Origin of the sequence: Bacillus capparidis (assembly GCF_017832095.1) — a bacterium.
In the GTDB taxonomy this organism is placed as follows: Bacteria; Bacillota; Bacilli; order Bacillales; family Bacillaceae; genus Bacillus; species Bacillus gobiensis.
The window spans coordinates 817,684-843,378 of record NZ_JAFDST010000001.1 but is presented as its reverse complement, the minus strand read 5'-3'; the positions used below and the strand labels follow the sequence as shown (position 1 = coordinate 843,378).

Annotated in this window: 36 protein-coding genes; 29 read left to right on the top strand and 7 right to left on the bottom strand. The window is 39.5% G+C overall.

The window, feature by feature from the left end; all coding sequences use genetic code 11:
- Window positions 1-639 (bottom strand): PAQR family membrane homeostasis protein TrhA, encoded by a 639-nt coding sequence (gene trhA, locus JOC74_RS04155; RefSeq protein WP_053603101.1) that lies wholly within the window; start codon window positions 637-639, stop codon window positions 1-3.
- 283 nt (window positions 640-922) lie between these two features.
- Between trhA and ilvA the strand changes: the two genes are divergently transcribed.
- From ilvA to JOC74_RS04120, 7 genes are all read left to right on the top strand, one after another.
- Entirely contained in the window at window positions 923-2,191 is a 1,269-nt protein-coding gene (ilvA, locus tag JOC74_RS04150) for a threonine ammonia-lyase IlvA (RefSeq protein WP_053603100.1), read from the top strand.
- 92 nt (window positions 2,192-2,283) lie between these two features.
- Window positions 2,284-2,535 carry a DUF2535 family protein gene (locus tag JOC74_RS04145; protein WP_053603099.1) on the top strand — a complete coding sequence of 84 codons (252 nt, stop codon included), beginning with the start codon at window positions 2,284-2,286 and terminating at the stop codon, window positions 2,533-2,535.
- A 120-nt stretch (window positions 2,536-2,655) separates the two neighbouring features.
- On the top strand, window positions 2,656-3,246 hold the full coding sequence (locus tag JOC74_RS04140) for an SCO family protein (protein ID WP_053603098.1): 591 nt from the start codon (window positions 2,656-2,658) through the stop codon (window positions 3,244-3,246).
- 87 nt (window positions 3,247-3,333) lie between these two features.
- Entirely contained in the window at window positions 3,334-4,089 is a 756-nt protein-coding gene (locus JOC74_RS04135; RefSeq protein ID WP_053603097.1) for an SGNH/GDSL hydrolase family protein, read from the top strand.
- A 13-nt stretch (window positions 4,090-4,102) separates the two neighbouring features.
- Window positions 4,103-4,672, top strand: a complete 570-nt coding sequence (locus JOC74_RS04130; protein ID WP_053603096.1) for a YpmS family protein — start codon at window positions 4,103-4,105, stop codon at window positions 4,670-4,672.
- 51 nt (window positions 4,673-4,723) lie between these two features.
- Window positions 4,724-4,906, top strand: a complete 183-nt coding sequence (ypmT, locus tag JOC74_RS04125; RefSeq protein WP_245212788.1) for a protein YpmT — start codon at window positions 4,724-4,726, stop codon at window positions 4,904-4,906.
- A 304-nt stretch (window positions 4,907-5,210) separates the two neighbouring features.
- Window positions 5,211-6,365, top strand: a complete 1,155-nt coding sequence (locus JOC74_RS04120) for a DUF1835 domain-containing protein (RefSeq protein WP_053603094.1) — start codon at window positions 5,211-5,213, stop codon at window positions 6,363-6,365.
- Between the two features lie 127 nt (window positions 6,366-6,492).
- On the opposite strand, the gene JOC74_RS04115 is transcribed toward JOC74_RS04120, so the two are convergent.
- Both JOC74_RS04115 and JOC74_RS04110 read right to left on the bottom strand, forming a co-directional pair.
- Window positions 6,493-6,759: a hypothetical protein gene (locus tag JOC74_RS04115; RefSeq protein WP_053603093.1), complete on the bottom strand. Its 267-nt coding sequence runs from the start codon at window positions 6,757-6,759 to the stop codon at window positions 6,493-6,495.
- Window positions 6,760-6,850: 91 nt separating this feature from the next.
- Window positions 6,851-7,294: a MarR family transcriptional regulator gene (locus JOC74_RS04110; RefSeq protein WP_098945205.1), complete on the bottom strand. Its 444-nt coding sequence runs from the start codon at window positions 7,292-7,294 to the stop codon at window positions 6,851-6,853.
- A gap of 168 nt (window positions 7,295-7,462) precedes the next feature.
- Here JOC74_RS04110 and msrA point away from each other — a divergent pair, with 168 nt between their 5' ends.
- The 12 genes from msrA (at window position 7,463) to yodN (ending at window position 16,933) form a co-directional block, all read left to right on the top strand.
- Window positions 7,463-8,005: a peptide-methionine (S)-S-oxide reductase MsrA gene (msrA, locus tag JOC74_RS04105; protein WP_053603092.1), complete on the top strand. Its 543-nt coding sequence runs from the start codon at window positions 7,463-7,465 to the stop codon at window positions 8,003-8,005.
- On the top strand, window positions 7,995-8,432 hold the full coding sequence (gene msrB, locus JOC74_RS04100; protein ID WP_053603091.1) for a peptide-methionine (R)-S-oxide reductase MsrB: 438 nt from the start codon (window positions 7,995-7,997) through the stop codon (window positions 8,430-8,432). The genes msrA and msrB overlap by 11 nt, the downstream gene beginning before the upstream one ends.
- Before the next feature lie 174 nt (window positions 8,433-8,606).
- Window positions 8,607-9,188, top strand: a complete 582-nt coding sequence (locus JOC74_RS04095) for a DJ-1/PfpI family protein (protein ID WP_053603090.1) — start codon at window positions 8,607-8,609, stop codon at window positions 9,186-9,188.
- A 93-nt stretch (window positions 9,189-9,281) separates the two neighbouring features.
- Window positions 9,282-10,625, top strand: a complete 1,344-nt coding sequence (locus JOC74_RS04090; RefSeq protein WP_053603089.1) for an aspartate aminotransferase family protein — start codon at window positions 9,282-9,284, stop codon at window positions 10,623-10,625.
- On the top strand, window positions 10,622-11,329 hold the full coding sequence (locus tag JOC74_RS04085) for a CoA transferase subunit A (RefSeq protein WP_053603088.1): 708 nt from the start codon (window positions 10,622-10,624) through the stop codon (window positions 11,327-11,329). Before JOC74_RS04090 ends, JOC74_RS04085 begins: the two co-directional genes overlap by 4 nt.
- The gene (locus tag JOC74_RS04080) at window positions 11,296-11,943 is read left to right on the top strand and encodes a 3-oxoacid CoA-transferase subunit B (RefSeq protein WP_053603087.1); all 648 of its coding nucleotides are present in this window, start codon (window positions 11,296-11,298) and stop codon (window positions 11,941-11,943) included. Before JOC74_RS04085 ends, JOC74_RS04080 begins: the two co-directional genes overlap by 34 nt.
- Window positions 11,944-11,964: 21 nt before the next feature.
- Complete coding sequence (locus tag JOC74_RS04075; RefSeq protein WP_053603086.1) at window positions 11,965-13,236, top strand: peptidase; 1,272 nt, start codon at window positions 11,965-11,967, stop codon at window positions 13,234-13,236.
- A complete protein-coding gene (gene ablB, locus JOC74_RS04070; protein WP_053603085.1) occupies window positions 13,229-14,059 on the top strand; it encodes a putative beta-lysine N-acetyltransferase in 831 nt (276 codons plus the stop codon). Before JOC74_RS04075 ends, ablB begins: the two co-directional genes overlap by 8 nt.
- Window positions 14,060-14,141: 82 nt before the next feature.
- Window positions 14,142-15,548 carry a lysine 2,3-aminomutase gene (gene kamA / locus JOC74_RS04065; RefSeq protein ID WP_211086060.1) on the top strand — a complete coding sequence of 469 codons (1,407 nt, stop codon included), beginning with the start codon at window positions 14,142-14,144 and terminating at the stop codon, window positions 15,546-15,548.
- The gene (locus JOC74_RS04060) at window positions 15,535-15,813 is read left to right on the top strand and encodes a YokU family protein (protein WP_053603083.1); all 279 of its coding nucleotides are present in this window, start codon (window positions 15,535-15,537) and stop codon (window positions 15,811-15,813) included. Before kamA ends, JOC74_RS04060 begins: the two co-directional genes overlap by 14 nt.
- Before the next feature lie 74 nt (window positions 15,814-15,887).
- Window positions 15,888-16,112 (top strand): YozE family protein, encoded by a 225-nt coding sequence (locus tag JOC74_RS04055; RefSeq protein WP_053603082.1) that lies wholly within the window; start codon window positions 15,888-15,890, stop codon window positions 16,110-16,112.
- 140 nt (window positions 16,113-16,252) lie between these two features.
- Window positions 16,253-16,933, top strand: a complete 681-nt coding sequence (gene yodN, locus JOC74_RS04050) for a germination protein YodN (protein WP_053603081.1) — start codon at window positions 16,253-16,255, stop codon at window positions 16,931-16,933.
- Here the strand turns inward: yodN and JOC74_RS04045 are convergent.
- Window positions 16,920-17,063, bottom strand: a complete 144-nt coding sequence (locus tag JOC74_RS04045; protein ID WP_098945204.1) for a hypothetical protein — start codon at window positions 17,061-17,063, stop codon at window positions 16,920-16,922. The two genes, yodN and JOC74_RS04045, sit on opposite strands and share 14 nt — an antisense overlap.
- Window positions 17,064-17,194: 131 nt before the next feature.
- Between JOC74_RS04045 and JOC74_RS04040 the strand changes: the two genes are divergently transcribed.
- The 4 genes from JOC74_RS04040 (at window position 17,195) to deoD (ending at window position 19,224) form a co-directional block, all read left to right on the top strand.
- Window positions 17,195-17,362, top strand: a complete 168-nt coding sequence (locus JOC74_RS04040) for a YozD family protein (protein WP_082363817.1) — start codon at window positions 17,195-17,197, stop codon at window positions 17,360-17,362.
- Between the two features lie 73 nt (window positions 17,363-17,435).
- Entirely contained in the window at window positions 17,436-18,047 is a 612-nt protein-coding gene (locus tag JOC74_RS23820) for a phosphatase PAP2 family protein (RefSeq protein WP_053603080.1), read from the top strand.
- A 59-nt stretch (window positions 18,048-18,106) separates the two neighbouring features.
- The gene (locus JOC74_RS04030; RefSeq protein WP_053603079.1) at window positions 18,107-18,439 is read left to right on the top strand and encodes a YodL domain-containing protein; all 333 of its coding nucleotides are present in this window, start codon (window positions 18,107-18,109) and stop codon (window positions 18,437-18,439) included.
- An 83-nt stretch (window positions 18,440-18,522) separates the two neighbouring features.
- Window positions 18,523-19,224, top strand: coding sequence for a purine-nucleoside phosphorylase (gene deoD / locus JOC74_RS04025; protein WP_211086059.1), 702 nt, complete (start codon window positions 18,523-18,525; stop codon window positions 19,222-19,224).
- A gap of 71 nt (window positions 19,225-19,295) precedes the next feature.
- Here the strand turns inward: deoD and JOC74_RS04020 are convergent, their stop codons facing one another.
- Complete coding sequence (locus JOC74_RS04020; RefSeq protein ID WP_053603077.1) at window positions 19,296-19,550, bottom strand: hypothetical protein; 255 nt, start codon at window positions 19,548-19,550, stop codon at window positions 19,296-19,298.
- Window positions 19,551-19,636: 86 nt separating this feature from the next.
- On the bottom strand, window positions 19,637-20,338 hold the full coding sequence (locus JOC74_RS04015; RefSeq protein WP_053603076.1) for a class I SAM-dependent methyltransferase: 702 nt from the start codon (window positions 20,336-20,338) through the stop codon (window positions 19,637-19,639).
- Window positions 20,339-20,490: 152 nt separating this feature from the next.
- Here JOC74_RS04015 and JOC74_RS04010 point away from each other — a divergent pair, with 152 nt between their 5' ends.
- From JOC74_RS04010 to JOC74_RS03995, 4 genes are all read left to right on the top strand, one after another.
- Window positions 20,491-21,885: a S41 family peptidase gene (locus tag JOC74_RS04010; RefSeq protein WP_053603075.1), complete on the top strand. Its 1,395-nt coding sequence runs from the start codon at window positions 20,491-20,493 to the stop codon at window positions 21,883-21,885.
- A gap of 203 nt (window positions 21,886-22,088) precedes the next feature.
- The gene (locus JOC74_RS04005; protein WP_053603074.1) at window positions 22,089-22,433 is read left to right on the top strand and encodes a winged helix-turn-helix transcriptional regulator; all 345 of its coding nucleotides are present in this window, start codon (window positions 22,089-22,091) and stop codon (window positions 22,431-22,433) included.
- On the top strand, window positions 22,420-23,169 hold the full coding sequence (locus tag JOC74_RS04000) for an SDR family oxidoreductase (RefSeq protein WP_211086058.1): 750 nt from the start codon (window positions 22,420-22,422) through the stop codon (window positions 23,167-23,169). Before JOC74_RS04005 ends, JOC74_RS04000 begins: the two co-directional genes overlap by 14 nt.
- A 60-nt stretch (window positions 23,170-23,229) precedes the next feature.
- A complete protein-coding gene (locus tag JOC74_RS03995) occupies window positions 23,230-23,487 on the top strand; it encodes a hypothetical protein (RefSeq protein WP_053603072.1) in 258 nt (85 codons plus the stop codon).
- 85 nt (window positions 23,488-23,572) lie between these two features.
- On the opposite strand, the gene JOC74_RS03990 is transcribed toward JOC74_RS03995, so the two are convergent.
- Complete coding sequence (locus tag JOC74_RS03990; RefSeq protein WP_053603071.1) at window positions 23,573-24,013, bottom strand: Hsp20/alpha crystallin family protein; 441 nt, start codon at window positions 24,011-24,013, stop codon at window positions 23,573-23,575.
- A gap of 557 nt (window positions 24,014-24,570) precedes the next feature.
- On the opposite strand from JOC74_RS03990, the gene JOC74_RS03985 reads away from it, so the two are divergent.
- Both JOC74_RS03985 and bshB2 read left to right on the top strand, forming a co-directional pair.
- On the top strand, window positions 24,571-24,921 hold the full coding sequence (locus JOC74_RS03985; RefSeq protein ID WP_053603069.1) for a YojF family protein: 351 nt from the start codon (window positions 24,571-24,573) through the stop codon (window positions 24,919-24,921).
- An 18-nt stretch (window positions 24,922-24,939) separates the two neighbouring features.
- On the top strand, window positions 24,940-25,605 hold the full coding sequence (gene bshB2 / locus JOC74_RS03980; protein WP_053603068.1) for a bacillithiol biosynthesis deacetylase BshB2: 666 nt from the start codon (window positions 24,940-24,942) through the stop codon (window positions 25,603-25,605).
- The last annotated feature ends 90 nt before the right edge of the window (window positions 25,606-25,695 follow it).

Here is a 25,695-nt window from a genome sequence, read left to right as displayed (position 1 = left end):
TTAAAGGAAAGGGACATCTGCGACATAAAATAACACACAGAAAAACATGGCGGCACTGCCTCCTAGAACAAATCCGTGCCAAATGGCGTGATGGTAGGGAATTCTTTTCCATACATAAAAAATCGTACCGAATGAATAGAGAAGCCCTCCAAGCAATAACAGTCCAAAGCCCGGTCCGCTCAGTGAATCGTAAAGGGGTTTCACGGCAATGATCATCAGCCAGCCCATTAATAAATAGATAAGTGTGGACAAGAGGATGAATTTCCTGACGAAAAAACATTTAAAGATGATGCCGCCTATGGCCAGGCTCCATACAATAATTAAAAGTGTCAGGCCGAGATCCCCTCTGAGTGGTCCGAGGAGAAATGGAGTGTATGTTCCTGCAATCAGTACGTAGATGGCACCATGATCCATAATTTCAAAAATGTATTTTGCTTTTTTATGCTGGATGCCATGAAGCAGGGTCGAGCATATATAAAGCAGCAGCATGGAAGCTCCGAATATTGAAAAACTGACAATATCCCATGAATCGCCGTATTTGACAGCAAACAAAACCAAGAAAACGAGGGCGGGTATTGATAATAAAACACCAATTCCGTGTGTCACTGCATTGGCGATTTCTTCTTTTAAAGTAAACATTTTAGTCCCCTTTCTCTTCCTTTGGCTCGTAAAATTACTTTCAATTAGTGTTATTATACCATTTTCAGCTGAATCAAGCTGAAAATTCGTGTGTTTTTTGAAAAACAAAAAATTGTTATGATGAACTTATTGCCACTTTACCATCTAGTGTTAGAATAATATAGGGGAAATATTAGGACATCCCGGAAAATAATAATCTTTATAATTTGAATTTTCATGTTATAATGTCCAATTAATAAGCTTTTTAAAAGTGATTACGTTAATATAAGAAAGGATCCTGTGCATGACGACATCTGTTAGAGAAAATCGGCAAATACAAGTAAGTGACATCTTAAAAGCTCACCAAAATGTTAAAGATGTGGTGAATCACACACCACTACAAAAAAATGAACGTCTCTCCGAAAGATATGAATGCAACATTTACCTTAAAAGAGAGGATATGCAGGTGGTCAGATCGTTTAAGCTTAGAGGGGCTTTTAATAAGATGAAACAGCTTCCTGCAGAAAATACAAAAAATGGAGTAGTATGCGCTAGTGCAGGAAACCATGCACAAGGGGTTGCATTTTCGTGCAAGCATTTAGGGATACACGGAAAAATCTTTATGCCATCTACCACACCGAGACAGAAAATTTCCCAAGTGGAACTGTTTGGGAAAGAATATATTGATATTATTTTGATTGGCGACACGTTTGATGACGCTTATCAACGAGCAGTGTTATGCTGCGAAGAAGAAGGGCGGGAATTTATCCACCCATTCGATGACATAGAAGTGATGGCCGGACAAGGAACAGCGGCTATTGAAATATTAAACGATATCGATGTGGAACCGCATTATGTGTTTGCTAGCGTTGGGGGAGGCGGTTTGCTTTCTGGCATTGGAACTTACATCAAAAGCATTCGTCCGGAAACCAAGCTTATCGGAGTTGAACCGGCAGGAGCACCAGCGCTTTACGAATCAAAAGCAGCCGGAAGCGTCGTCACACTTGATCACATTGATAAATTTGTCGACGGCGCTGCTGTAAGAAGGATAGGGGAACAGACCTTTCAGACCTTGCAGCATATCGTTGACGATGTTCTTCTCGTCCCTGAAGGCAAAGTTTGTACGACCATTCTCGAATTATATGACCAAAGTGCAATTGTCGCTGAACCAGCCGGAGCTCTGCCAATCGCAGCATTGGATTTATACAAAGAAGAGATCAAAGGAAAAAATATCGTATGTGTCGTTAGCGGTGGAAATAACGATATCGGCAGAATGCAGGAAATCAAAGAACGCTCAATGATTTATGAAGGGCTGCAGCACTATTTCATCGTTAATTTTCCTCAGCGGGCCGGTGCATTAAGAGAGTTTTTAGATGAAGTTCTTGGCGATAATAATGACATTACCCGTTTTGAATATACGAAGAAAAATAATAGAAGCAGCGGGCCGGCACTTGTCGGGATTGAGTTAAGTACAAAAGAGGAGTACGGGCCGCTCATTGAGCGAATGGATCTTAAAGGTGTGAAATATACCGAGGTGAATAAAGATCAAAACTTGTTTCATTTGTTGATTTAATTATTTTCAGGTTACCGTCATAATCTGACAAACTTTCGCAGGTTCATCGCGTATAATTAAGAAAAAACTAAAGGAAAAAGAGGATTGATATTTTGTTACTCAAAAGCCTGGAGTTCAAACGGTTGGATGGACAGAAGGTGAAAGTGACGGAAATCCCGTTTATTTCTGAAGGAGAACCTTATTATTTTTTCATTTCGAGTAAATTGGAAGTGATGATGCGCCAAATCTTCGTGTCGAAAGAAAAGAAAAACAAGTACTCCTTTAGAGATTATTTGAAACGTACGGCTAAATGGAATGATTATCAAGCCGTCTTTTCTCCTGTTTTGCTTAAAAACAATGCATGAAGCACAGACCTTCGATTTTTTTCGAAGGTTTTTTGCTGTTTTTTTGTAAAAATCAAAAAGATAGGATACGATTTAAAGAGAATAACAATGAAAGCGGTTAACTAAACAAAGAAAAAGGGGATGGGAATAATGCTGCTAATAAAACGAAGCGTCTTTATTCTAGCCGGATTGATCTTCATTTTATCCGGCTGCGGAACAGAGAAAATTGACAATCCGCTAAATTATCAGCTTGAAAATTTTTCATACACGAATCAGGAGAATGACAAGGTATCACTTGAAGATTTAAAAGGGAAGGTTTGGGTGGCAAACTTTATCTTTACAAGCTGTGAAACAGTCTGCCCTCCAATGACTTCTCATATGACGGAGTTGCAGAAACGAGCGAAAGAAGAGAACTTGGATGTTCATTTTGTTTCCTTCAGTGTTGATCCGGAAGTCGATACTCCGGAAAAATTAAAAGACTTTTCCTCCAATTATCCACTATCGTTAAAAAATTGGGATTTCTTAACTGGATATTCGCAGAAAGAAATCGAAAAATTTGCACTGGAAAACTTTAAGGCAATCGTGCAAAAGCCGGAAGATGAAGATCAGGTGATCCATCAAACGTATTTTTATTTAATTGACGCTGATGGAAAAGTATTAAAAGATTATGAAGGCTTTAAAGAAGTTCCTTATGACCGAATTGTTAAAGATATAAAAATAGTGCAAAAATAAAGATTAAAATTACTGTTTTACGTAACACTTTCTGAAACGAAAAAAAAATGATACAATTTTCCTCTAAGAGAGAGGAGATTTGTGATATTGAAAGGCCGTTTAATGTGTATTCCTATGATTCTGGTACTCTTGCTATCTGCCTGTAACATAGAGCAAACAATTGAAGAGAAAGTACAAAATCCGAAAACGATTGAAAAGAAAAATATAAAGATTGCAGCCATAGGAGACTCTTTGACACAGGGAGTCGGAGATGAATCTGGCAAAGGCTATGTTGGAATGGTAGTCGATCAATTAAAAAAAGAAGAAAACGTGGGGTCCGTTTCGGTGGATAACTTTGCCGTTAAAGGGCATCGGACTGTAGATACGATAAAAAAATTAAAAGAAGTCCAAGTTCAAAACGGAATCAAAGAAGCCGACATTATTTTAATGACAATTGGCGGGAACGATTTAATGAGAGTCGTACGGCAGCATTTTTTGGATTTAACGTATGAACCATTTCAAATCGAACAAAATAACTATCGATCACACTTGACGGAAATTCTTTCAACGGTCAGAAAGCTGAACAGCGATGCGGACATTGTGTATGTTGGATTGTATAATCCTTTTAAATTCACGCTGTCAGAAATCAAGGAATTTGATGAAATTATCGAAGACTGGAACGCAGCTGCTGCTGAGGAAGTGTCCAAAGACCCAAACGTCAAGCATGTACGGATAGAAGACCTGTTTGCTGAATACAGCGACGAAAAAAAATTGTCTGAAGATGAGTTCCATCCCAACGAAAAGGGCTACACTTTAATAGCCGACCGAGTTTACAATGATGCAGTCAAAAAGATACTGCCTTAAGTAGGGAGAAAAAATGAAAAAATATAAAGTTTTATTTCTTGCATTGCTTGTGATAAATTTGCTCGTTATTTCTGTTTGCGCACTTCTGGTTTCTTTGCCTGGTTCTAACAATCCACCGGATAAAACCAATAGAAATTCTCAATATGAATTTCAAATAACGAGTACGAAAGAATCCTTAAATTCTTTCGTGAAATCCTATTTAGCCCGCCAAGCGAAAGACAAAGATCCTAACTATCAAGTAGTTATAAACGATGAAGTGCAGGTGAAAGGAGAAATTCAGGCGTTTGCTTCTTTTATCAATGCGCAGGTTTCTTTTGAGCCCGTAGTTGAAGAAAATGGAGATGTGACCTTAAAGGTAACCGAGCTGTCACTTGGAAGATTAAATCTTCCTGTTTCATTTGTATTAAATTATATGAATCGATTCTATCAACTGCCTGATTTTGTTCATGTATATTCCGGGGAAAAAGAAATTGAAATCCGCTTATCTGACATGCCGTTAGATAATGGCATGTATGTTAGAGCAGAAAAAATTGATCTAAAAAATGATGATATTGAATTTCGTTACTATCACCCGGGTGAATAATTACTATGATTGTATGAAAATGAGGGGTGACAAAAGATAAAAAACGTATATTTGTATTTTAGTCTGATAACACTGTTGATTTCTCTTTGGTTTGGCGGACTTGCCTATGTAAGTATGTTGAATGAAAATATGGATCAGGTGTATTTAAATATAGGCTTTTGTGCATTATTTTTAAGTGCTATGGTTTTTACTCTTGATTTAAAAGACCGAAAAAAGCAGCGAAAACGCGATTAAACAATAAAAAATAGACATTACAATTAAATATATATATAACGAAAAAAATCATAGAAATTAAAAGCCTGTATCTTTAATTACTAAGTAATTGTTGATAAAGTAACGGGTTCCGTTTAGAGTTGTAAAATATTAAATCGCAATGTATTTAGCTTAGCACGCCATTTAGTAAATAAAATGGCGTGCTTTTTCATTCTAATATTCAATGTAGGGTTTTGGGCATTTATGTTAAAGTGGTAATAACAGTTATTCAATTAAAGAGTCAGGTTAGCGAGTATGAGAAAACCGTATTTAACTGAGGGAGTTGTTGAAGAATTTAGCAGGAGATACGGAAAAGGAGTTGGTTCCAATTAAAACAAAAGTCAATCACCCGTTTATCTATTTTTTGATTGAACCAAATGCAGTTTTTGTCTATCAAATGAAAACAAATAATTATTTAACCATATCAAATTTTAGTGAAATTGGCATGGGGTTGATGATGTATGAAATCAATAATAGAGTTGAATTTGAGAAATTTAATCACGAGGAATACCAGCCAGTCGAAGACAGAGGATTCTTTTTAAATATGGATGATATGAAACAGATGGTGGAGGAAATAAATAAACATATTCAAAAAAACCGACATTTAAAGGGGCTGGCGAATCAAGTTGGTGCGGTTCATATCGTTAATTCAGAATCTGCAGCCGGTTCTTTAAGAGTAGGACTTGAGAGACCAAAGACTGTAATTGGATTTCCAGACTCTTTTTCGGTTGGACCGTTGTGGAAATTAGATGAAAAAATAGGTCAATCAAACCGAACTGAATGGTTATTTGGAAATATAAATTTTTTCCAGGAAGATTATGAATATGAAAATAAATTTACCAATACATTGCGTGAGATTGAAGATATAGCTAACGATGTTCCAATCTATATTTGGTATGGAAACAATGCTGATGAACAAACTGCTCTCCGTTTTTTTCTCTATTTATTGCAAGAAAAAACAAATGAAATTTTTCTTATGAACTCAGGCATACTCTATAAGAAATATAGTGCTACCGAAGATGAGCAACCTATTTTCCATACAGGTCAAATTGATTCAAAATATTTAAGACTATTCTTTGAAAATAACAAAGAGAACAAACCATTATCAGATAATAAGCGTATCAAATTTCATAAGGAATGGGAAAAACAATCCCAAACGAAGGAAGTGTTACGATTATGGATAAACGATGAAATTAAAGGGGCGCCAAAACATTATTATGATCCACTCATCATCGAAACAATAGAAAAGCTACATCATAAGCAAGGAACGAAAGACTTTGTTAAGACTGGAAGAGTGATTGGAGAAATATTGACACAAATGGATTCGTATATAGATCAATTCTTTTTAGAATATCGGATTCGGCACTTAATATACAGTGGGATACTCGAGTTAAAGGGGATACCCAAATCAATGAGACATTATAGTGTAAAACTTCGGTGATTCTTTCCCTTTTATTATTGAAGATAAGAAAAGATAGCAGGGATAATTAATCCTTACTATCTTTACTCTTAATATATGTCTTTAAAATGCGAGTCTCTTTTTTGTTGTAAGCAGGGGGAAGCTCCAATTATTGAAGATTGGCTTTATTTTTGTTTTCGTATTGGGCAATTTGGACAAAGGTTCGTTCGTCTTCAATCAACCCGCACACGCCGCACTGGACTTTTCTTAAAGGTCCGTTGTATTTTAAATGAAAGGGCGACAGTTGATTTACATCATAGCTTTCGAGTATTTCTCCAGAAACAGGGTCCATTTTAACAGGCATTGCAGATTGTTCAATGATATTAAAGCGGGAACGATTTGTTTTACAGTTTGGACATAAATATGGAGCAGTCATAGAAGCACCTCTTTTTATTGTATATCATGCCCGGTTTTCTCAACGACAATGCAAAAACAAAAAAACAGCAGCACATTTGCCGCTGTTTTTATCATAGAATTGACTTGCTGTTTTGCTGTTTATCAAGTTTCGAGAAAAGGTTGATTATAGTTTGCAGCTCTTCATCGCTGAATGCTTCAAACCGGCTTGTAAAATATTCTGTTTTCTTTTTATCAAAGTACTTTATTACTTCATTTCCAGAATCTGTGATATGGATTTTAATAATTCTTCGATCTTCCTTTGAACGGATTCGTGAAATCCAGCCTTTTTCTACGAGCGCATCTGTAACTGCGGTAATATGGCTTGCTGAAACACCTAAAACATTCGCAAATTCTGTTACCTTTTTCGGACCTTCCTCATTTAAAATCCGCAGGATCATGAACTCGTTTCTCGACATTTCCCGCTTGAGCAATTCATTTATCTCAATTCTGATTTGTTTAAATACTTTTCGAAGAAGACTTTCCATTTGATACATCATTTGTTCTCTTGAACTCACTTTCAAAACCTCCAATTACAAATCCCTATTCCTTGTATTCCGAATTTACGGACTATAAAACCTTCACTGATAGAAGGTAGACGATATGCTCTAAATCAGAATGATTTTCATCTGCAGTCGAAATGGTATAATGTAATCATACCACTTATTGACGTAGGAGGCATTATTATGACTGAAAAAAGAGAGCGTGCTACCTTCGCGGGCGGCTGTTTCTGGTGTATGGTGAAACCGTTTGACGAGCAGCCGGGCATCTATCAGGTTGAATCGGGATATACTGGGGGCCATAAACCCAATCCTACGTACGAAGAGGTTTGCACCGATACGACCGGCCATAAGGAAGCGGTGCAAATTACCTTTGACCCTGATATATTTCCGTATGAAAAGCTACTGCAGCTATTTTGGCAGCAAATTGATCCGACAGACGCCGGCGGTCAATTCGCCGATAGGGGAGATTCATATAAAACAGCGATTTTCTATCATTCAGACAGCCAAAAACGAATGGCGGAGGAATCAAAAAAAGAGCTTGAAGAGCAGAATGTGTTTAATGCGCCTATCATGACAGAGATTCTGCCAGCCAAAACGTTTTACCGAGCTGAAGAGTATCATCAGGATTACTACAAGAAGAATTCTGCCCACTATGAAAGATATCGGTTTGGATCAGGAAGAGGGCCATTTTTGAATCACTATTGGGGGGAAGAAGATGAACGCTAAAAGAAAAGAAGAAAATATAAAAAATTTAACTGAGATGCAATATGAAGTTACACAAAGAAACGGAACAGAGCCTCCTTTTCATAATGAATATTGGGATCATAAGGAAGAAGGCTTATATGTAGACATTATTTCCGGGAAGCCGTTATTCAGCTCTTTGGATAAATTCGATGCACACTGCGGCTGGCCGAGCTTTACGAAGCCGGTTCAGGAGGATGAGATTGAAGAAAAGACAGACTCAAGCCATGGCATGATTCGAACCGAAGTACGAAGCAAAACAGCAGATTCTCACCTCGGCCATGTTTTTAATGACGGCCCAGAGCCTAGCGGACTCCGTTATTGTATCAATTCAGCGAGCCTGAGATTTATTGCAAAAAAAGACTTAGAAAAAGAAGGGTACGGAGAATATCTCTCTTTATTTTCAAAATGAACCTTAAATGAGACAGGCCATTAATCATCAATTGGCGATTAATGGCCATTTTTTTATTTGAAAAAATTTATTCTTCCATAATTTATTATATAATAAATAATTTTTAATGAGCAGTCTGTTTTTTCCAAATATTTCTGGTAAAGTAGGTTTCATCTTTTAAAAGAGGTGATAAAGATGAATAAGTTTGCCTTCATAGCATATGATGATTTTGCAATTTGGCAAGTAGCACTATTGCAAAAGTTTTTAAAAGATAAGAGCTGGAAGATGGAAACCTTTTCGATTGATGGTTCAAACGTATCGACAGATGGAGGAATAGTTATTAATGTAGAAAAATCGATTGAAACTGAAGATCCTAACGAATATGACCTTATCTTACTTCCAGGTGGAAATGTTACCTCTTCACTCATAGAAAATCAGCCATTACGTACGTTTTTAAGATGCTACAAAGGGAATATAGCCGCAAGTTGTGCGTCTGCTGTTCTGTTGGCAGCTTCTGGGTTGATTAACGGAAAATATACCTGTATGCCGCAAACCAATGATCAATACTCTCATTTATTTAGGAATGGAAATTATGATGGTTCAGATGTCTGTATATATAAAAATATAATTACAAGCAAAGGGCCTGCACATTATGGATTTATGATGGCGATATTAGAAAAACTGGAGCTGACAAAAATGGATCCCAACCTTGAAAAAATAGCTCTAAATCTATCAAGAAATCCGAGAGCCTCTGACATAAATGGAAGCAGCATTTAACTGATAAAGAACGAATGCACATACGTCCCAGCACATATAATTGATATCAAACGTTTTTTCCTTTATAGCATGGATTTTCTGGAGGAGGTAAAGGTGAAAAGCTATTTAATTAAACCTGAATTAAATGGTGAATATCCAATTGCTGTTCATGCTGATGGGGTCTATATTTATGATGCTGATGAAAAGAAATATCTAGATGGTTCATCAGGGGCTGTTACCTGCAATATTGGCCATGGAGTAAAGGAAATCATTGATCCTCTTTATGATCAGCTGAAAAACTTATCTTTTGTTTATCGATCTCAATTTTCCAATCTTCCTGCCGAACAATTGGCTGAAGAATTAGCCAATCTTCTCCCCGGTGATCTTACCCGATCATTTTTCGTCAATAGCGGATCGGAAGCGATAGAAACAGCAATGAAAATCGCGATTCAATACTGGCAGGATAAAAATCATCCCCAAAAAACAAAGTTTATTTCAAGATGGAACAGCTACCACGGAATAACAAATGGTGCTCTTGCATTATCCGGATTTTATGAACGAAGAGTTCGTTTTACTCACATGATCGAACATTATCCTGCCGTATCTGCCCCCAATTGCTACAGATGCCCGTATCAGCTCGCCTATCCGGAGTGTGGGATCGCCTGTGCCCAAGAGCTGGAGAAGGCGATTCACCGAATAGGAAAATCAAACGTTGCTGCATTTGTGGCAGAGCCGATCGTTGGCGCTGCAGGCGCTGCCATAACACCTCCAGAAGGATATTATGAAAAAATCAAGAAGGTCTGTGAAAAAAATGATGTGCTGTTTATCGCTGATGAGGTGATGTCAGGTATCGGCAGAACGGGAAAATGGCTCGCAATTGAGCATTGGAACGTGGAACCTGATATTGTTGCACTCGGCAAGGGGATAAGCGGCGGATATGCCCCGATAGCTGCAACAGTCGTTAGCGATAGCATTATTCAAGTGATCGAAAACGGCTCTCGAATCATCATGAGCGGCCATACGTTCAGTGCCAATCCTTTTTCTGCGCGGGCAGGTCTTGAAGTGATTCGTTACAGCAAAGCGAAGAATGTATGCAGACAAGCTGAGCTAATGGGAGAACAATTGCAAAAGCAGCTGCAAGATTGGATGATGTACACAAAAATCATCGGAGATATTAGGGGAAAAGGACTTTTAATCGGAGTAGAGTTTGTAAGAAATAAAGAAACAAAGGATCCGTTTCCGCCTGAGTTCGGATTAACGGAAAAGATCGTCAAAGAAGCGAAAAAAAGAGGTCTCCTTCTTTATCCGTCGAGCGCTGGATTGGATACAGCGGGAAATGCTGTAATCATTTCACCGCCTTTGACCATTTCAAAAAAAGAAATGCAAGAGTTATTTCATTTATTTCAATCTGTGATCCAATCAGTTGAAATCACCTGCGAGAAGGAGGGGAAATTATGATTCCTTTCAATAAAAAAATGGACGTTGGAACAGCGTTATCAAGCATAAATGACGGCACTGTGGTGATGATCGGCGGCTTTGGAGGAGTAGGTTCTCCTCCTACTTTGCTCGAGGGACTTTTGCAAAAGGGAGTGAAAGACTTAACGGTTATCTGTAATGATGCTGGATTTCCTGAGGTTGGAATTGGACCATTAATCATGAACAAGCGCATAAAAAAATTAATCGTCTCCCATATTGGAAGCAATCCGATTGCCGGGAATCAAATGACAGAGGGAGAATTGGACGTTGAATTCTCACCTCAAGGTACACTCGCCGAACGAATTAGAGCCGGAGGAGCCGGACTTGGCGGAATACTTACTGACATTGGAATAGATCATGAATTTGTTTCTGCTGGAAAAACCACGGTGTCGCTTAAAGGCTCATCATACTTGATCGAAGAAGCACTTACAGCTGATATTGCCCTGGTCTTTGCAAAAAAAGCTGACATTTTCGGTAATGCGGTTTATGACAAGACAGCAAGAAATATGAATCCGCTGATGGCAATGGCTGCAGATCGAACGATTGTAGAAGCTGAGCAAATTGTTCACCCTGGTGAAATCAATCCCGAAGAAATTGTCACACCTGGAATATTTGTCAATGGTGTCGTGAATAGCGAAGGGGTGAAATGGAAATGGGTGTGGGAGACGAATGGAGAGAGCAAATAGCTATGCGTGCGGCAAAAGAAATAAAAGAAGGGATGGTCGTGAATCTTGGTATAGGCATCCCTTCACTCGTTTCAGCCTTTTTGCCCGAATATAAACACGTGCTTTTCCAATCGGAAAATGGAGTACTCGGAATTGGAGGGACTCTGGAACTGGGGAAAGAGGACGAAAACCTATGCAATGCGGCAGGCTATCCGGTTCAGGTGGTTAACGGAGCCTCTTTCTTTGACACTGCTGTTTCATTCGGCATGATCAGAAAAGGAAAGATCGACCTTACGATTCTTGGCGGCTTGCAGGTAAACGAAAAGGGAGATTTAGCGAATTGGATTGTTCCAGGTAAACGGGTTCCCGGAATGGGAGGGGCGCTGGAGCTTGTCCAAAAATCAAAAAAAGTCATCATCCTGATGAGCCAAACGGATAAAAATCATTCGCCAAAATTGGTTGAAAGGTGCACGCTTCCTTTGACAGCCAGGGAATGCGTAAATATGGTAATCACAGAAAAAGCAGTGTTTACGATTGAAAATCGGCGTTTTGTTTTAAAAGAAGTAATGGAGGGCAGCACGGTAGAGGAAGTCGTAGCCAGTACGGCAGCCAAGATAGATATCGATATTAGCTGATCCAAAAAAAGGAGGTCTTCTATGATCAATTTAGAAGAAAAAGTGTGCCGATGGATCGAAGATAACAAAGATAACGCAGTGCGTCTGTTAAAAAAACTGATTGCCGAAAAAAGCACCATTGGAGAAGAATTTAACGCTCAAGCGGTGATCCTTGAAAAGCTCCGTCAATTTCAAATGGAAGTTGATGTGTATGAACCGAGCATTATTCAATTGAAGCAGCACCCCTATTTTGTATCTGGCCGCGAGAATTTCGCAGAAAGCCCGAATATCGTTGCCCGAAAGCATGGAAGCGGCGGCGGAAAATCAATTATCTTAAATGGCCATATTGATGTCGTACCTGAAGGGAGCATCGGAAAATGGAGTACCCACCCGTATCTGGCTGTAGAAAAGAACGGAAAGGTATACGGCAGAGGCGCATCGGATATGAAAGGGGGAACAACAGCGCTCTTACTTGCAATTGAGGCATTAGAAGCATGCGGAATTACGTTAAAAGGCGATCTCATCTTTCAAAGTGTCACAGATGAAGAAAACGGGGGAGCGGGAACTCTTTCCACTGTACTTCGAGGGTACAAGGCAGACGGAGCGCTGATACCTGAACCGACGAATTTAAAACTGTTTATCAAGCAGCAGGGATCCATGTGGTTCCGGATTATCGTTAAAGGCTTATCTGCGCACGGGGGTACGAGATATGAAGGAGTAAGTGCGATAGAAAAAAGCATTCTCGTTCTAAATGCTTTAAAGGAACTGGAGAAGAAGAGAAATGTCAGAATAAAAGATCCGCTGTACCACAATACTCCCATTCCTGTTCCAATAAATATCGGCACGATCAATGGGGGCAGCTGGCCATCTTCGGTCGCAGATCTTGTTCAAGTCGAAGGCCGGTGCGGAGTCGCTCCTGACGAGGACATGAATCATGTAAAACTTGAGATTGAAAATGGACTCAAAAGCTTAGAAAAACAGGACGAATGGTTTAAATTTCACCCCGTAGAATTGGAATGGTACGGCGCCCACTGGCTTCCCAATGCATTAGATGAAAACCACGATCTAGTCAGATCTCTGGAAGCATCATTTGAGAAAATAACGAATCATACAGCAAAAAAGGAGGCATCGCCATGGGGGACTGACGGGGGGATGCTTTTTCACGCAGGAAGCATTCCGACGATTGTATTTGGTCCTGGCGAAACGAAAGTCGCGCATCACACTGATGAATATATTGAAATAGAAGCCATGCTAACATCAGCCAAAATTATCAGTTTATTTCTTTTGGATTGGTGCGAGATAGAAAATGATTAAAGTACAGGAAGAACATTGTCATGCTGTTGTTGATTACGATTTGATTAATAAGCGAATTCGAGTATTGGATTATGAAGGAAAAGCAGCGGCACTGGCCGATATTCTCATCAAAACCGGAAAAGAACGCGGCATGGAAAAAATCATTATCTTTGCGAAAACATATGATCAAAAGGATCTACTTCAAAAGTTATTTCTTCAAGAAGGAGAAATTGACGGGTATTACAACGGTTATAGAGCTTTGCTCATGACGTATTATCTCGATCAAACGAGAAAAACGACCAATTCTTGGGAGCGCCAAGATCACCTGCTCCAAACGATTTTGAATCAATCAAAAAAACCTATAAGAGACCACGGATTCTCTTTTCAAATACGCGAGGCAAAGGCTGAGGATTCTGAAATGCTCACCGATCTATATAAAAAAGTCTTTCCTATTTATCCTGCTCCAATTACTGACCGTGCTTACATTGAAAAAACGATAACAGGCGGAAGCGTTTACTATACTTGTTTTAGCGGCGATACATTAATCAGCGCCGCTGCTGCAGAAATCAATACAAAGCTCGGCCATGCAGAAATCACCGATTGTGCAACATTAACTGAATTTGCTGGACACTCCATACTTACCCGATTGATTATCGAGCTCGAAAAAAAAGTAAAACAAATGGGCATCTTCCATGTATTTTCCTTAGCTAGAGCCGAATCTATTGGCATGAATAAGACGCTTTGCCGTCAGTCCTATTCCTATGGAGGCCGCTTGATCAATAACTGTGTGATTTTTAATGGTTTGGAAAACATGAACATCTGGCAAAAAAAACTATTTGATTAGCAAATTAACCAATAGCCATTTTCCTGTACTCGCACATGCCCCACATATAATGGAAGAAAGATGAGGAAATGGGGGAAAGAATTTGGGGAATGAACTTTTTAAACCGAAACGGCATTGGAAAGAAATCGAACTTTGGAAAGACGTTACCGATGAGCAGTGGAATGATTGGCTCTGGCAATTGACTCACACCGTCAGAAATGTCGATGAATTAAGCAAGGTTGTCAATTTAACCGATGATGAAAAAGAAGGAGTTAGCCTTTCAACGAAAACGATTCCGCTGAATATCACACCTTATTACGCTTCACTGATGGATCCTGACGATCCGAAATGCCCCATTCGCATGCAGTCTGTTCCTTTATCAAAAGAAATGAATAAAACGAAATACGATTTAGAGGATCCGCTTCACGAGGATGAAGATTCACCAGTTCCAGGTCTTACGCACCGCTATCCGGATCGAGTATTGTTTCTTGTTACGAATCAATGCTCGATGTATTGCAGGTATTGTACCCGCCGGCGTTTTTCTGGACAGATCGGCATGGGAGTACCGAAAAAGCAGCTCGATCAAGCGATTTCATATATTAGTGAAACTCCTGAAGTAAGGGATGTTCTGATATCTGGAGGAGACGGCCTCTTAATCAACGATCAAATTCTTGAATATATTCTTAAAAATTTACGTGCCATACCGCACGTGGAAATCATCCGCATCGGTACGAGGGCTCCTGTAGTTTTCCCGCAAAGGATTACAGAGCGGCTTTGCAGCATTTTAAAAAAGTATCATCCGGTATGGCTGAATACGCATTTTAATACGAGCATCGAGATCACAGAAGAAGCAAAAGAAGCTTGCGAGCGGCTGGTCGATGCTGGCGTCCCGGTTGGAAATCAGGCTGTCATCCTTACTGGGATTAATGACAGTTTAACGATTATGAAGAAGCTGATGCACGATCTTGTGAAAATGAGAGTCCGGCCGTACTATATTTATCAATGTGATTTATCAGAAGGAATCGGTCATTTTCGTGCACCTGTATCAAAAGGAATCGAAATTATGGAAGGATTGCGGGGTCACACGAGCGGTTATGCAGTACCAACTTTCGTCGTTGATGCGCCGGGCGGCGGGGGAAAAATATCCTTGCAGCCGAATTATATTCTGTCACAAAGCCCTGAAAAAATCGTGCTTCGAAACTTCGAAGGGGTTATTTCATCCTATCCAGAGCCTGACAAATACGTTCCGAATCAAGCGGATGAGTTTTTTTATAAGGTTTTTCCTGAGAAAACCACCGAAACAGGCGTTTCATCCCTTTTAACGGATAAAAGTACGTCTTTGGTTCCAGAAGGCTTGAAACGAATCGAGCGGAGAGAAACTTATGTAACCGATCCTAATCATGAATCTTTGAAAAACCGAAGAGAAAAAAGAGACGAACTAAAGGAAAAGAAATTTCTTGCACAAATGAAAAAGGAAAAAAATCAGGAGACAAAAAATGAAAACATGTGACTGGTGTGAAGAGGGTAAAACCATGCCAACCGTCAGTACAGTCTATTGGGAGCTTCCAGATGGTTCAAGAGCCATTGAAATTACTGAAACGCCTGCTGTATCGTGTCTTCATTGCCGCATGAACTACCAGGAGGATCAAGTTGTCAAGGAAATTGAAAATCAGCTGCTTTTAATCGATACAAAACCCCTTCCATACAAGCTTTCATTTGAACAGCTAATGAATACTGAGCGCATATTAAAACGTAATTACTTTGATTTTTCATAATACAACCAGGTTGAAATCATTGTCGGGGGTTGTATAATGAAACAACAAACTAATAATAGTCAGGGGAAATTCAATTGAAATCGTTTTACCATTATTTGATGAAGCATAGGCACCCGAAGCCAAAGGACAAAATCAGCGAGTTTGCAAATCAAGCATATGAAGACCATACATTTCCAAAGTACTCATCAGATTATCATGAGCTTAGTTCGTATTTAGAAGTAAGCGGAGATTATCTTTCCTCGATGTCGGTGTTTGATGATGCTTGGGAACATTATATTGTCGAAGTAAAAAACAAATAATTGATTTTTCTGCAGCTAATAAACCGCTGCAGTCTTTTTTTTGGCTGCATTTCTTAGAAAAATCCCAATTCCTTTGCCCATGCGAAATGAGTTTTTGCGGCATACCATACCGTAAGAACAAAACGGCGAGGGGAGTCAGAATGAAGAAAAACACACCGAAATTCCAGGTTGGGGACGTTGTCGTCATTGTTATGTATGGAACTGTAGGAACCATTACGAAAGTTCATCAAATTGAAAAGCATTTTCTTTATGAAGTGAATCAAAATGAAGTTCTTTATTTTGAGTCCTCTATCCAGCTTTACTCGGATTATGAAGGAATCATTGTCGACATGGAAAAAATAGATATTGAGTATGAATTTCTTATCGGAGACATCGTACGTGTGAAAACATACGGAAAAGAGCTGTTTAAAATTGTTGGACATAGAACTGAAATCTGGAGGTATGCTGAGGATGGCTGGGAGGATATTATTTATGAACTGACCCGCATGAAGGATGGGGCTTGGCTGGAAACGGAAGAGGAGGAGCTTACCCTTGTCATGCGCGAATATGAACTGGACAGATTTATGCATCAGCTGCTGTTTGTCCATTACGTAGGAGAGTCAAATCTGGAATCAGAAGGCTTGAAAAAAGTATTGCTGTCATCAAAACAAAGCACTGAAGATAAAGAATTGCTCATAGGTAACGGCAACTCAGTTGTTGATGAGCTGCTTGATATTTATAATGATTATAAAGTTTTGTATGAAATGTTTCATGACGCAGAGTATAAAGATATGATGAGCTTTGTGTTGGACAGTCTAAAGGATCAATTCAAATCATCATAATAAATTGAATGAGTACGAAGCAGAAATAAGGAACTCCTCCTGCCAGAATACAAAGAAATCCGTAATGAAGCAATTTTTCCATTGCAGCATCAAACGATTCACCATCTAAATAATGCATGAGTTTCTGCATCGATTTTTCCCTCCTGCTTGAACTTGGATAAGACAAGTATATGAAGAGGAAAAAACTTTATGACTAGGATGCTCCAAGGGTATAAAAAAAATGGATAGCTCATACAACAATAGGAAAGGAGGAATCAGCAAATGAAAGAAATTGAGTTTGTCATTGATACAGAAGAAATCGCTGAATTTTTCTATCGGGAGCTGACTGCAAGAGGTTACATACCAGGGGAGGACGAACTGTTTGAGCTGGCAGATATTACGTTTGACTATCTGTTATCCAAATGCTTAATTGAAGAAGAACAGGACTAATTGATCGTACAAGATTCATCTGGCTTATAGCAGGGTATAAGTATGTATATACATAAGAAGGAGGAAAATTTGAGTGAATAAGGCAGTCTTTTCGCTCGCGGTGTTTCTTCTAATGATGGCAGCAGTCCGTTTAGAAAATGTTCAGGCAGCAGATGATTGGATCATTCATGTGTTTACACAAATTCGAACGCCAATTTTTAATCAAACGTTTTTGTTTTTAACTGATTTCGGAGCATCGAAGCATTTGCTTACGATTATTGTTATCGTTGCTTTGTTCTTGATTCTGTTGAAAAAAATCGTTCCTTCTTTGCTGCTTTTTCTGTTGTATTTTACTGAGCGAGTGGCCAATGAGGGTATGAAATTGATCGTGCACAGGCAAAGGCCTCACTATCATCCATTGGCTACTGAGACGTCATTCAGCTTCCCAAGCGGACATAGCATGAATACTGCGAGCATCTATTTGTTTATTGCTTTTCTTTTGATTACATATATTCCGTTTTTTTATCAGCATAAAAGAAGTACTTGGTTTTTCGCTTTTTCACTTGTATTTCTCATTGGTATTAGCAGAATATATACCGGCGTCCATTTTTTAACAGATGTCATTGCCGGATGGAGCTTAGGATACTGCTTTTATCTACTGTTTAAAAAAATTGACGAACGAATGTTGGCTATTCGACAAAATTAGTGAAAGGAATTATACGATCAAAGGCTAAAATATAATAAAAAGCCTGGGAGGGGATCGTGATGAGATTCAGTTTTCAAGTATTTAAGAAAAAGGCTCCAGAATATGATATTACGATTTTTCAAACTCCGGATATTGGTGAGAAAAAAGGGTACGAGCCTGTCTATCAAACAGAATTAGATGGGAGATCACACAGGGAAGTATTGGATACGGTGTTTTCTAAATTTAATGTGCTCGATACGGTACCTTCTGATTACAAAGCAAGATTTATTCGTACTGGGGATATTGTATTAATAAGCGAAAATAAGAAAAAGGAAACATACTATAAGCTTTCTTCGATGGGCTGGCGGGAAATTACGATACCAAACCTGCCGATGTCTGCAATTAGCTGCTAATTTTAGCAGCTTTCTTTATGTCATTTTTTGTTTATGAGAGTTATGGTATAGTGATAAGGAAACTGTTAGTTGGAGGAATGACAATGAGTGTACATATAGGAGCTGAAAAAGGCCAAATTGCAGATACAGTATTACTCCCAGGTGATCCGCTGCGTGCAAAATACATAGCAGAAACGTATTTGGAAGATGTAATTTGCTACAATGAAGTGAGAGGAATGCTTGGTTTTACGGGTACATATAAAGGCAAGAGAATCTCTGTTCAAGGTACTGGGATGGGAGTCCCTTCTATAAGCATTTATGTGAATGAACTGATTCAGAGCTATGATGTAAAAAAATTAGTCCGTGTAGGTTCATGCGGAGCAATCAAAATGGACGTTCAGGTTCGTGACGTCATTCTTGCTATGACATCTTCTACTGATTCACAAATCAATCGAGTTGCTTTTGGTGAAATTGACTATGCTCCGTCCGCAAGCTTTGAATTGTTAAAAAATGCATACGATACGGCTGTAGAACGCAATGTTTCTGTAAAGGTCGGCAATGTGTTTACGGCAGATCAATTTTATAATGATGACAGCCAAATTGAAAAGTTAGCGAAATACGGTGTTTTGGCAATAGAAATGGAAACAACGGCCTTGTATACACTCGCCGCAAAATTCAACAGGGAGGCACTGACAATATTAACAGTGAGTGACCATGTTTTAACAGGAGAAGAAACGACTTCTGAAGAGCGGCAGACAACCTTTAATGAAATGATTGAAATTGCTCTTGAATCTAGTTTGAAGTAAGATATTTTCACGTATGAAACATGCATGAAGAAGAAGCACATGTAAAAAATGCGCTTCTTTTTCGTGTGCTTTTAGAAAAAAAACAATCCGGCAATGGCGATGCCGACGATGACACCAAGTGCTATCCCATATCCATATCCGCCCCAAGGATAATATCCTCCATAAAATCCGTATCCATAACCAAATCCTCTTGGTCTGGACGGTTGGATAAATACTTTACTATTGGAAACTCTCGTAATTCTTCCAACATGTACTCTACCGGAACGATCAGTAATTCTACAATTCTTTCCTACATTTCTGCTGCATAAATGATAGTACTGATTCAAATGAAATGCCTCCTATCTAGCTTCTTTCTTAGTTAGCTTACGATAGAAACATAGAATAGAATGGACGAATAGAGGAGGCTAAATGTTTATTTTATAGAAGCCGTAAAAATAAGATGCCCCATACGTCCCCGATATTTTTGCAATATACGATTATGTTGGTCCAAGATGTGATACGATGCTTCCGTTATACTTGGTGATAGATTCATTTCTGTCTCTTGTGTTTCAAGCACGAGGTTCTTCCAGTTTATAACGTTTACTTCAGCGAAGCCTGCGTTTTTCAGCGCGGCGATCCATTCTCCTTTTGAATACACGTCATGAAAGTCATAAAAATCTTTTATCTCGTTTTTTTCTATGCTTGTAAGCTCTGCCGTTCTGGTTGCTTCTATGGCAATCAATATGCCATCCGGTTTTAATATTCTTTGGATTTCAGCTGCAGATTGTCTTAGATCTGTAAATGAAAGGACCGATTCTGTCAAAATATAAGAAAACGTATCATCGCCGAAAGTCGTTTGTTCAATTTTTTCATGATAGATTGGAATCGATAATCCTTTCATCTCAAATCTTACGGCAGCTTTATCTGCCATCAACAGGTTGGGCTCCAATGCGATAACTGGAAATGAAAGCTGTTTTAGGTAAGCGGCAGTCTGCCCTGTCCCGCATCCAGCATCGAGAATGGGAAGCTCCGGGTTTAACCGAAGTGCCTGAATAAGTGCCTTCGTTAAAGGCAGGCCGCCCGGATGTGCACCTCCAATTCCCAACTCGGCCAGCATCTTAAGATAAGCGCTCAAAAAAACTCCCTCCTTTTTTATAAGCTATGTAGAAGCTTGCGAAAAGGTTGGAGCGGACAAGCCGGTTGATTTGTATATTTTTCAAGGGAAGTTGGTTGACTAAACAAAATTCGTTCGGGATAATAATGGGGGAGAGAAGGTGGTGTTTTCTGTTGAAACAAATTGTAAAACTATTTCTTGTGGTCATCATTACCGCAGCTGCAGCATCGAGCATTACTTGGCTTGTTGCAAACCAGCAGAATTCGCCGGCAGTTTCGGCGTCAGATGATCAAAAATTTAATAAATTGATGTCGACCTACGAGAAGATTAGCAAACAGTATTATGAAAAAGTTGATGATCAGAAATTAGTGGACGGTGCGATTAAAGGGATGGTCGAGGCGCTGGGTGATCCTTATTCAACCTATATGGATCAAGAGGAAGCATCCGGGTTTCAGCAAAATATCTCGTCTTCATTTGAAGGCATCGGCGCCCAAGTTGAGGAAAAAAACGGACAAATTTTAATTGTTGCTCCGCTTAAGGGATCTCCTGCAGAAGAAGCAGGCCTGAAACCCCACGACCAAATTTTAAAGGTCGATGATAAAAGTGTGGAAGGGATGAACGTAAACGAAGCGGTCACCCATATTCGCGGAGAAAAAGGAACGAATGTTAAGCTTGTTTTAAACCGTGCAGGTGTCGGGCAAGTAGAAGTCACAATAAAACGTGATACAATCCCGATTGAAACGGTTTATTCTAAATTGACAGACAACAAGATTGGCGAGATTCAAATTACCAGCTTTTCTGAATCTACGTCTTCAGAGTTAACAAAGGCCATCGACGAATTAAAGCAAAAGGGAGCAAAGGGATTTGTTTTGGATCTCAGAAATAATCCCGGAGGTTTAATGGATCAAGCTATATCTATGAGCAATATTTTTGTTGATAAAGGAAAAACGATTATGCAGGTAGAAAGTAAGGACGGCCAGAAAGAAGTCATTAAGGCCGAAGAGGATAAATCTGTAAGCGAACCTGTCGTTGTCCTCGTAAATGAAGGTACGGCAAGTGCTGCAGAAATTATGGCTGCTGCGTTGCATCAATCCTCTGACATACCAATTGTCGGACAAAAAACGTTTGGCAAAGGAACCATTCAGCAACCGGAACAGTATTCCGATGGATCATCTGTCAAAATTACGATTGCAAAATGGCTGACTCCTGACGGCAGCTGGATTCATGAAAAAGGCATTCAGCCTGATGTGAAATCAGAACTTCCGGATTACGCAAGCCTTCCTTATTTGGATCCCGAAAAAGAATACAAACAGGGAGATTCGGGCAACGATATTAAGGTAGTTCAACAAATGCTTAATGCACTAGGATACAAGGTTACTGCAAACAGTCTGTTTGATGAGAAGACAGAAGAGGCTGTCAAAGCATTTCAATCGGATAACGGTTTAACAGAAGACGGAGTTATAAAGTCTGACACTACCTCAGGCATAATGGCAAAACTGCAAGAAAAGCTTGCAAAAAATGATTCGCAAATGAAAGAAGCCTTAGATGTCTTGAAAAAAGAAATGTAACAAAAAAATCCTTGCGATTTATCGCAAGGATTTTCAAATCGTTAAATGGAAGCGAATCATGTGGCGTATTCCTTCAGCTGCAGTACAACCTTCTTCCAAGAAGAGCTGATTCGTGGTACTATAGAGTTAGATGCTCACTTTTTGTTAGTGAAACGCCTGTTATTTGATACTGAAATCGATTTTGTACGTAAAGGGTGAAAGCAATGGGATTTGAATTATGTCCTAAGGTAGAAATTGCCCTTTCCTTGCTTGGGAAAAGGTGGAACGGCATGATTATTCATGTATTGTTGCATGGACCGAAACGATTTAAGGACTTAAATGAAATGATTCCGCACATCAGTCAGAAAATGCTTGCAGAGCGTTTGAAAGAGCTGGAGCAGGAAGGAATTATTAAAAGAGATGTTTTGCCCGAAACACCTGTCAAGGTGATCTATCATTTAACAGAAAAAGGGGAAGAGCTCAAGCCGGTATTATCTGAAATCGCAACTTGGGCGGATAAAAACTGCGTACCTGAACTGGCGGGGAATGAAAAAAATGAACAACAATAAGAAAGCCGTCATCATTACAGGTGCGGCAGGTGGCATTGGACAAGTACTTGCCCTTGAGTATGCGAAAGAAGGATTTTTTGTTTTGAGCGCAGATGTGAATCAAGAAGGCGGACAAGCGCTTGAAGAAAAAATCTATTCTCTCGGCCTTTCCTGCCGGTTTATCAAAACAGATGCTGCCGATGAAGAGCAAGTCAAAAGAGCGGTAAACCAAGCCATATCGGAAAACCGCTCCTTGTACGCTTTAATTAATAATGTCGGTAAGGGCATTTGGAAGTCCCCTTTAGAGCTTGAATTATCCGAATGGAATGATGTCCTTTCTACCAACTTAACGAGTGTATTTTTGTTTTCGAAAGAAGCGGCGAAAATTATGAGAAAACAAGAAGAGGGAGGAGCCATCGTAAACATGGCTTCCACTCGCGGACTGATGTCTGAACCAGATTCTGAAAGCTATGCTGCTTCCAAAGGGGGAATTCTCGCGATCACTCATGCGCTTGCTGCATCTTTAAGCAGTGACGGAATTGTTGTAAACAGTATCTCGCCCGGATGGATTGAAACCGGAGATTACAGCAAGTTAAGGGACATTGACCATTCACAGCATTTTTCCCAACGTGTCGGCCTTCCTATGGATATTTATAAAGCATGTAAGTATCTCACTGATCCGGAAAACCGTTTTGTGACAGGAACCAATTTAATTGTCGACGGTGGAATGACTAAAAAAATGATTTATGAGGAGTAGCCCAAACCATTCCTGTCTTTATGAATACTTTAGTATAGGCAAACATAAAGGAGGAATAACATGTACCCTCACTTCATATACAATCAGAGGTCAGGGCCTGCCGGATTTCCATTCCGCAGCCCCTTTTTGTTCGGGGCTCCCTTTCTGGGCGGTTTGATTGGAGGATTTTTAGGCGGTGCGATTTTTAATTATCCAAGGCCATATTTTTACCCTCCTGTCCCGTACGGTCCGGTGCCATACGGCGGAGGATACCCTGGTCCATATGGGGGAAGCGGATTCCCTGGTCCTTACCCTGGCCAAGGTCCGCAGCAGTATTAACAAGCCAAATTGAAAGCGATAAAAATGACCTGTTAGAAATAGCAGGTCATTTGCATGCAGCAGCCTTTAACTAACGCGAGAAAAGTTACGAGATTTCGATTTCGGAAAGCTGATAATCCTCAAGTTTCATAAAGCGAATTTCCAGGTTTCCATCATTATAGGAAGCTTTAGTGCCCTTTCTTTTCACCAAAGAAGGCAATATGATTTTATGGTCATCGCCGTCCTTCGGAAAATTTTCAATAATCAACGTATGGGAGGTATGCTTTATTTTTATCTCTTCCAGCTGCTTTTCATTGATTTGCAGTTTGACAAAAACGTGATCATTCGTTTCAAATGTATGTGCGGCATGATTGTTGTCTTCGTTATGCAATGGATCACGGAAAGGAAATTGAGACGGATACCCTTTTCCGAAAACGCTGCTCATCACTTGATTGACGTATGACTCAACCTCATTAGGATTCATTTGTTTGAATTGGTCTTTTGTAAATTGATTTTGGAATGGAAAAAAACGGTTCCAATCGAACATGCCAAACACTTCCTTTCATCTGTTTACATATATATGTGTCTAATCATGAAGGCGTGCGCTTAACAGAAGGTGGTGAAGGCAGTCCTCTTTTTGGAATTGCGCGTGGGCGCTATATGTTGAAAGGTGTATTGACAACAAAAAAGGCAAAAGCTTTATTTAAAACATACGGTACCGTATGTTGAGGTGAAATCGATGCTTATCTCTTTATTCAAACAAGATAATCCTTCCTGCTTCGTTCAATTAAGAATAACTTATATCCTCATCATTGTCTTCAACATGATTTTTCATGGGAAGAGAAGTGACTTCAGAAATCTATGCCGCTGTGCAGATAGAAGATAAGGTTGTATAATATGAGGATACCTTTGTAAAAAAATATGTGAAAAATCAGTACGTAGAAATCAGAAGCATACTTCTTGCTCAGGAAAAAAAGAACCTATATGATGATAAGGACACTCTATATTCAAGTACTGTCAAGCGTATGGACGATTCGTTGCTTATTGATTTACATACAAAACGTTTTTTAGGCTTTATAGCAGTTATAGAAAGTGAGGAAAAGAATGAAACCGATCGTTAAGGATGCAGTCCAGCAGTCTTTGGAACAATTTCTAAATCAGCCAGTTTATATTCACTTAGAAACGACGACTGGCGCTTATTCAGCTCATAGAGATCCAAACAATATGACCGTGGTGGCATATATTCGTAATGCAAAGGTAAAATACAGCCAAGCGAAAATTAAAGGCCAAGGACCATTCAGAGTGGGCTTGAAATCTGAAGATGGCTGGATTTATGCAGAAGGATTAACTGATTTTACAATTGACGAAAACGGAGCGCTGCTGCTTGCAGGATATTTGCCCGGCGGGAAGCTTGCCATCAGCCTGCAAATCAGCACGGACCCTTTTCCAGTTTAATAAAGAAGGTGAAGAATTTTGAGTAAAGAGCATGTACTTGTTATTTTGCCTCATCCGGATGATGAATCTTTCGGTGTGGCAGGATTGATTGCATTAAATAGAAAAAAAGGAATCCCGGTTACCTATGCTTGTGCAACTCTTGGGGAGATGGGCAGAAATATGGGGGATCCGCTTTTTGCAAATCGGGAATCCCTTTCGTCTATTAGAAAAAAAGAGCTGATTCAGGCGTGTCAGGAGCTAGATGTTGAATTGAAAATGCTTGGACTACGTGACAAAACGCTTGAATTTGAAGATGATGAATATTTGGCTGATATTATGGAATCCGTAATAAATGAAGTAAATCCGAGTCTTATCGTTACATTTTATCCCGGGTACGGCGTTCATCCCGACCACGATGCATGTGGTGAAGCGGTCATCAGAGCTTTGTATCGCAGAAAAAAAGAAGACCGGCCTTTGACGTATTGCATTGCGATCACTAATGATCGTGAGGAAGAGGTAGGGAAGCCGGATGTGATGTTTGACATCAAAGAAGTAGCGGATGTTAAATTCCGTGCGCTAAAAGCCCATAAATCACAAACGGAATACATGCTGAAAGAAATTGATACGGAGCTGAACTCGTCTGTATTCGAGCATATGCCTTGGTTTGAACAAGAAGTGTTTTGGACTTATCCGTGGAAAGATTAAAATAGGCAGCCTTTTGCTGCCTATTTTTTATCCGGATTTTTAGAGCTTTTAAACATTTGAACATAAATCGTGGACAAGGCAACAACTCCG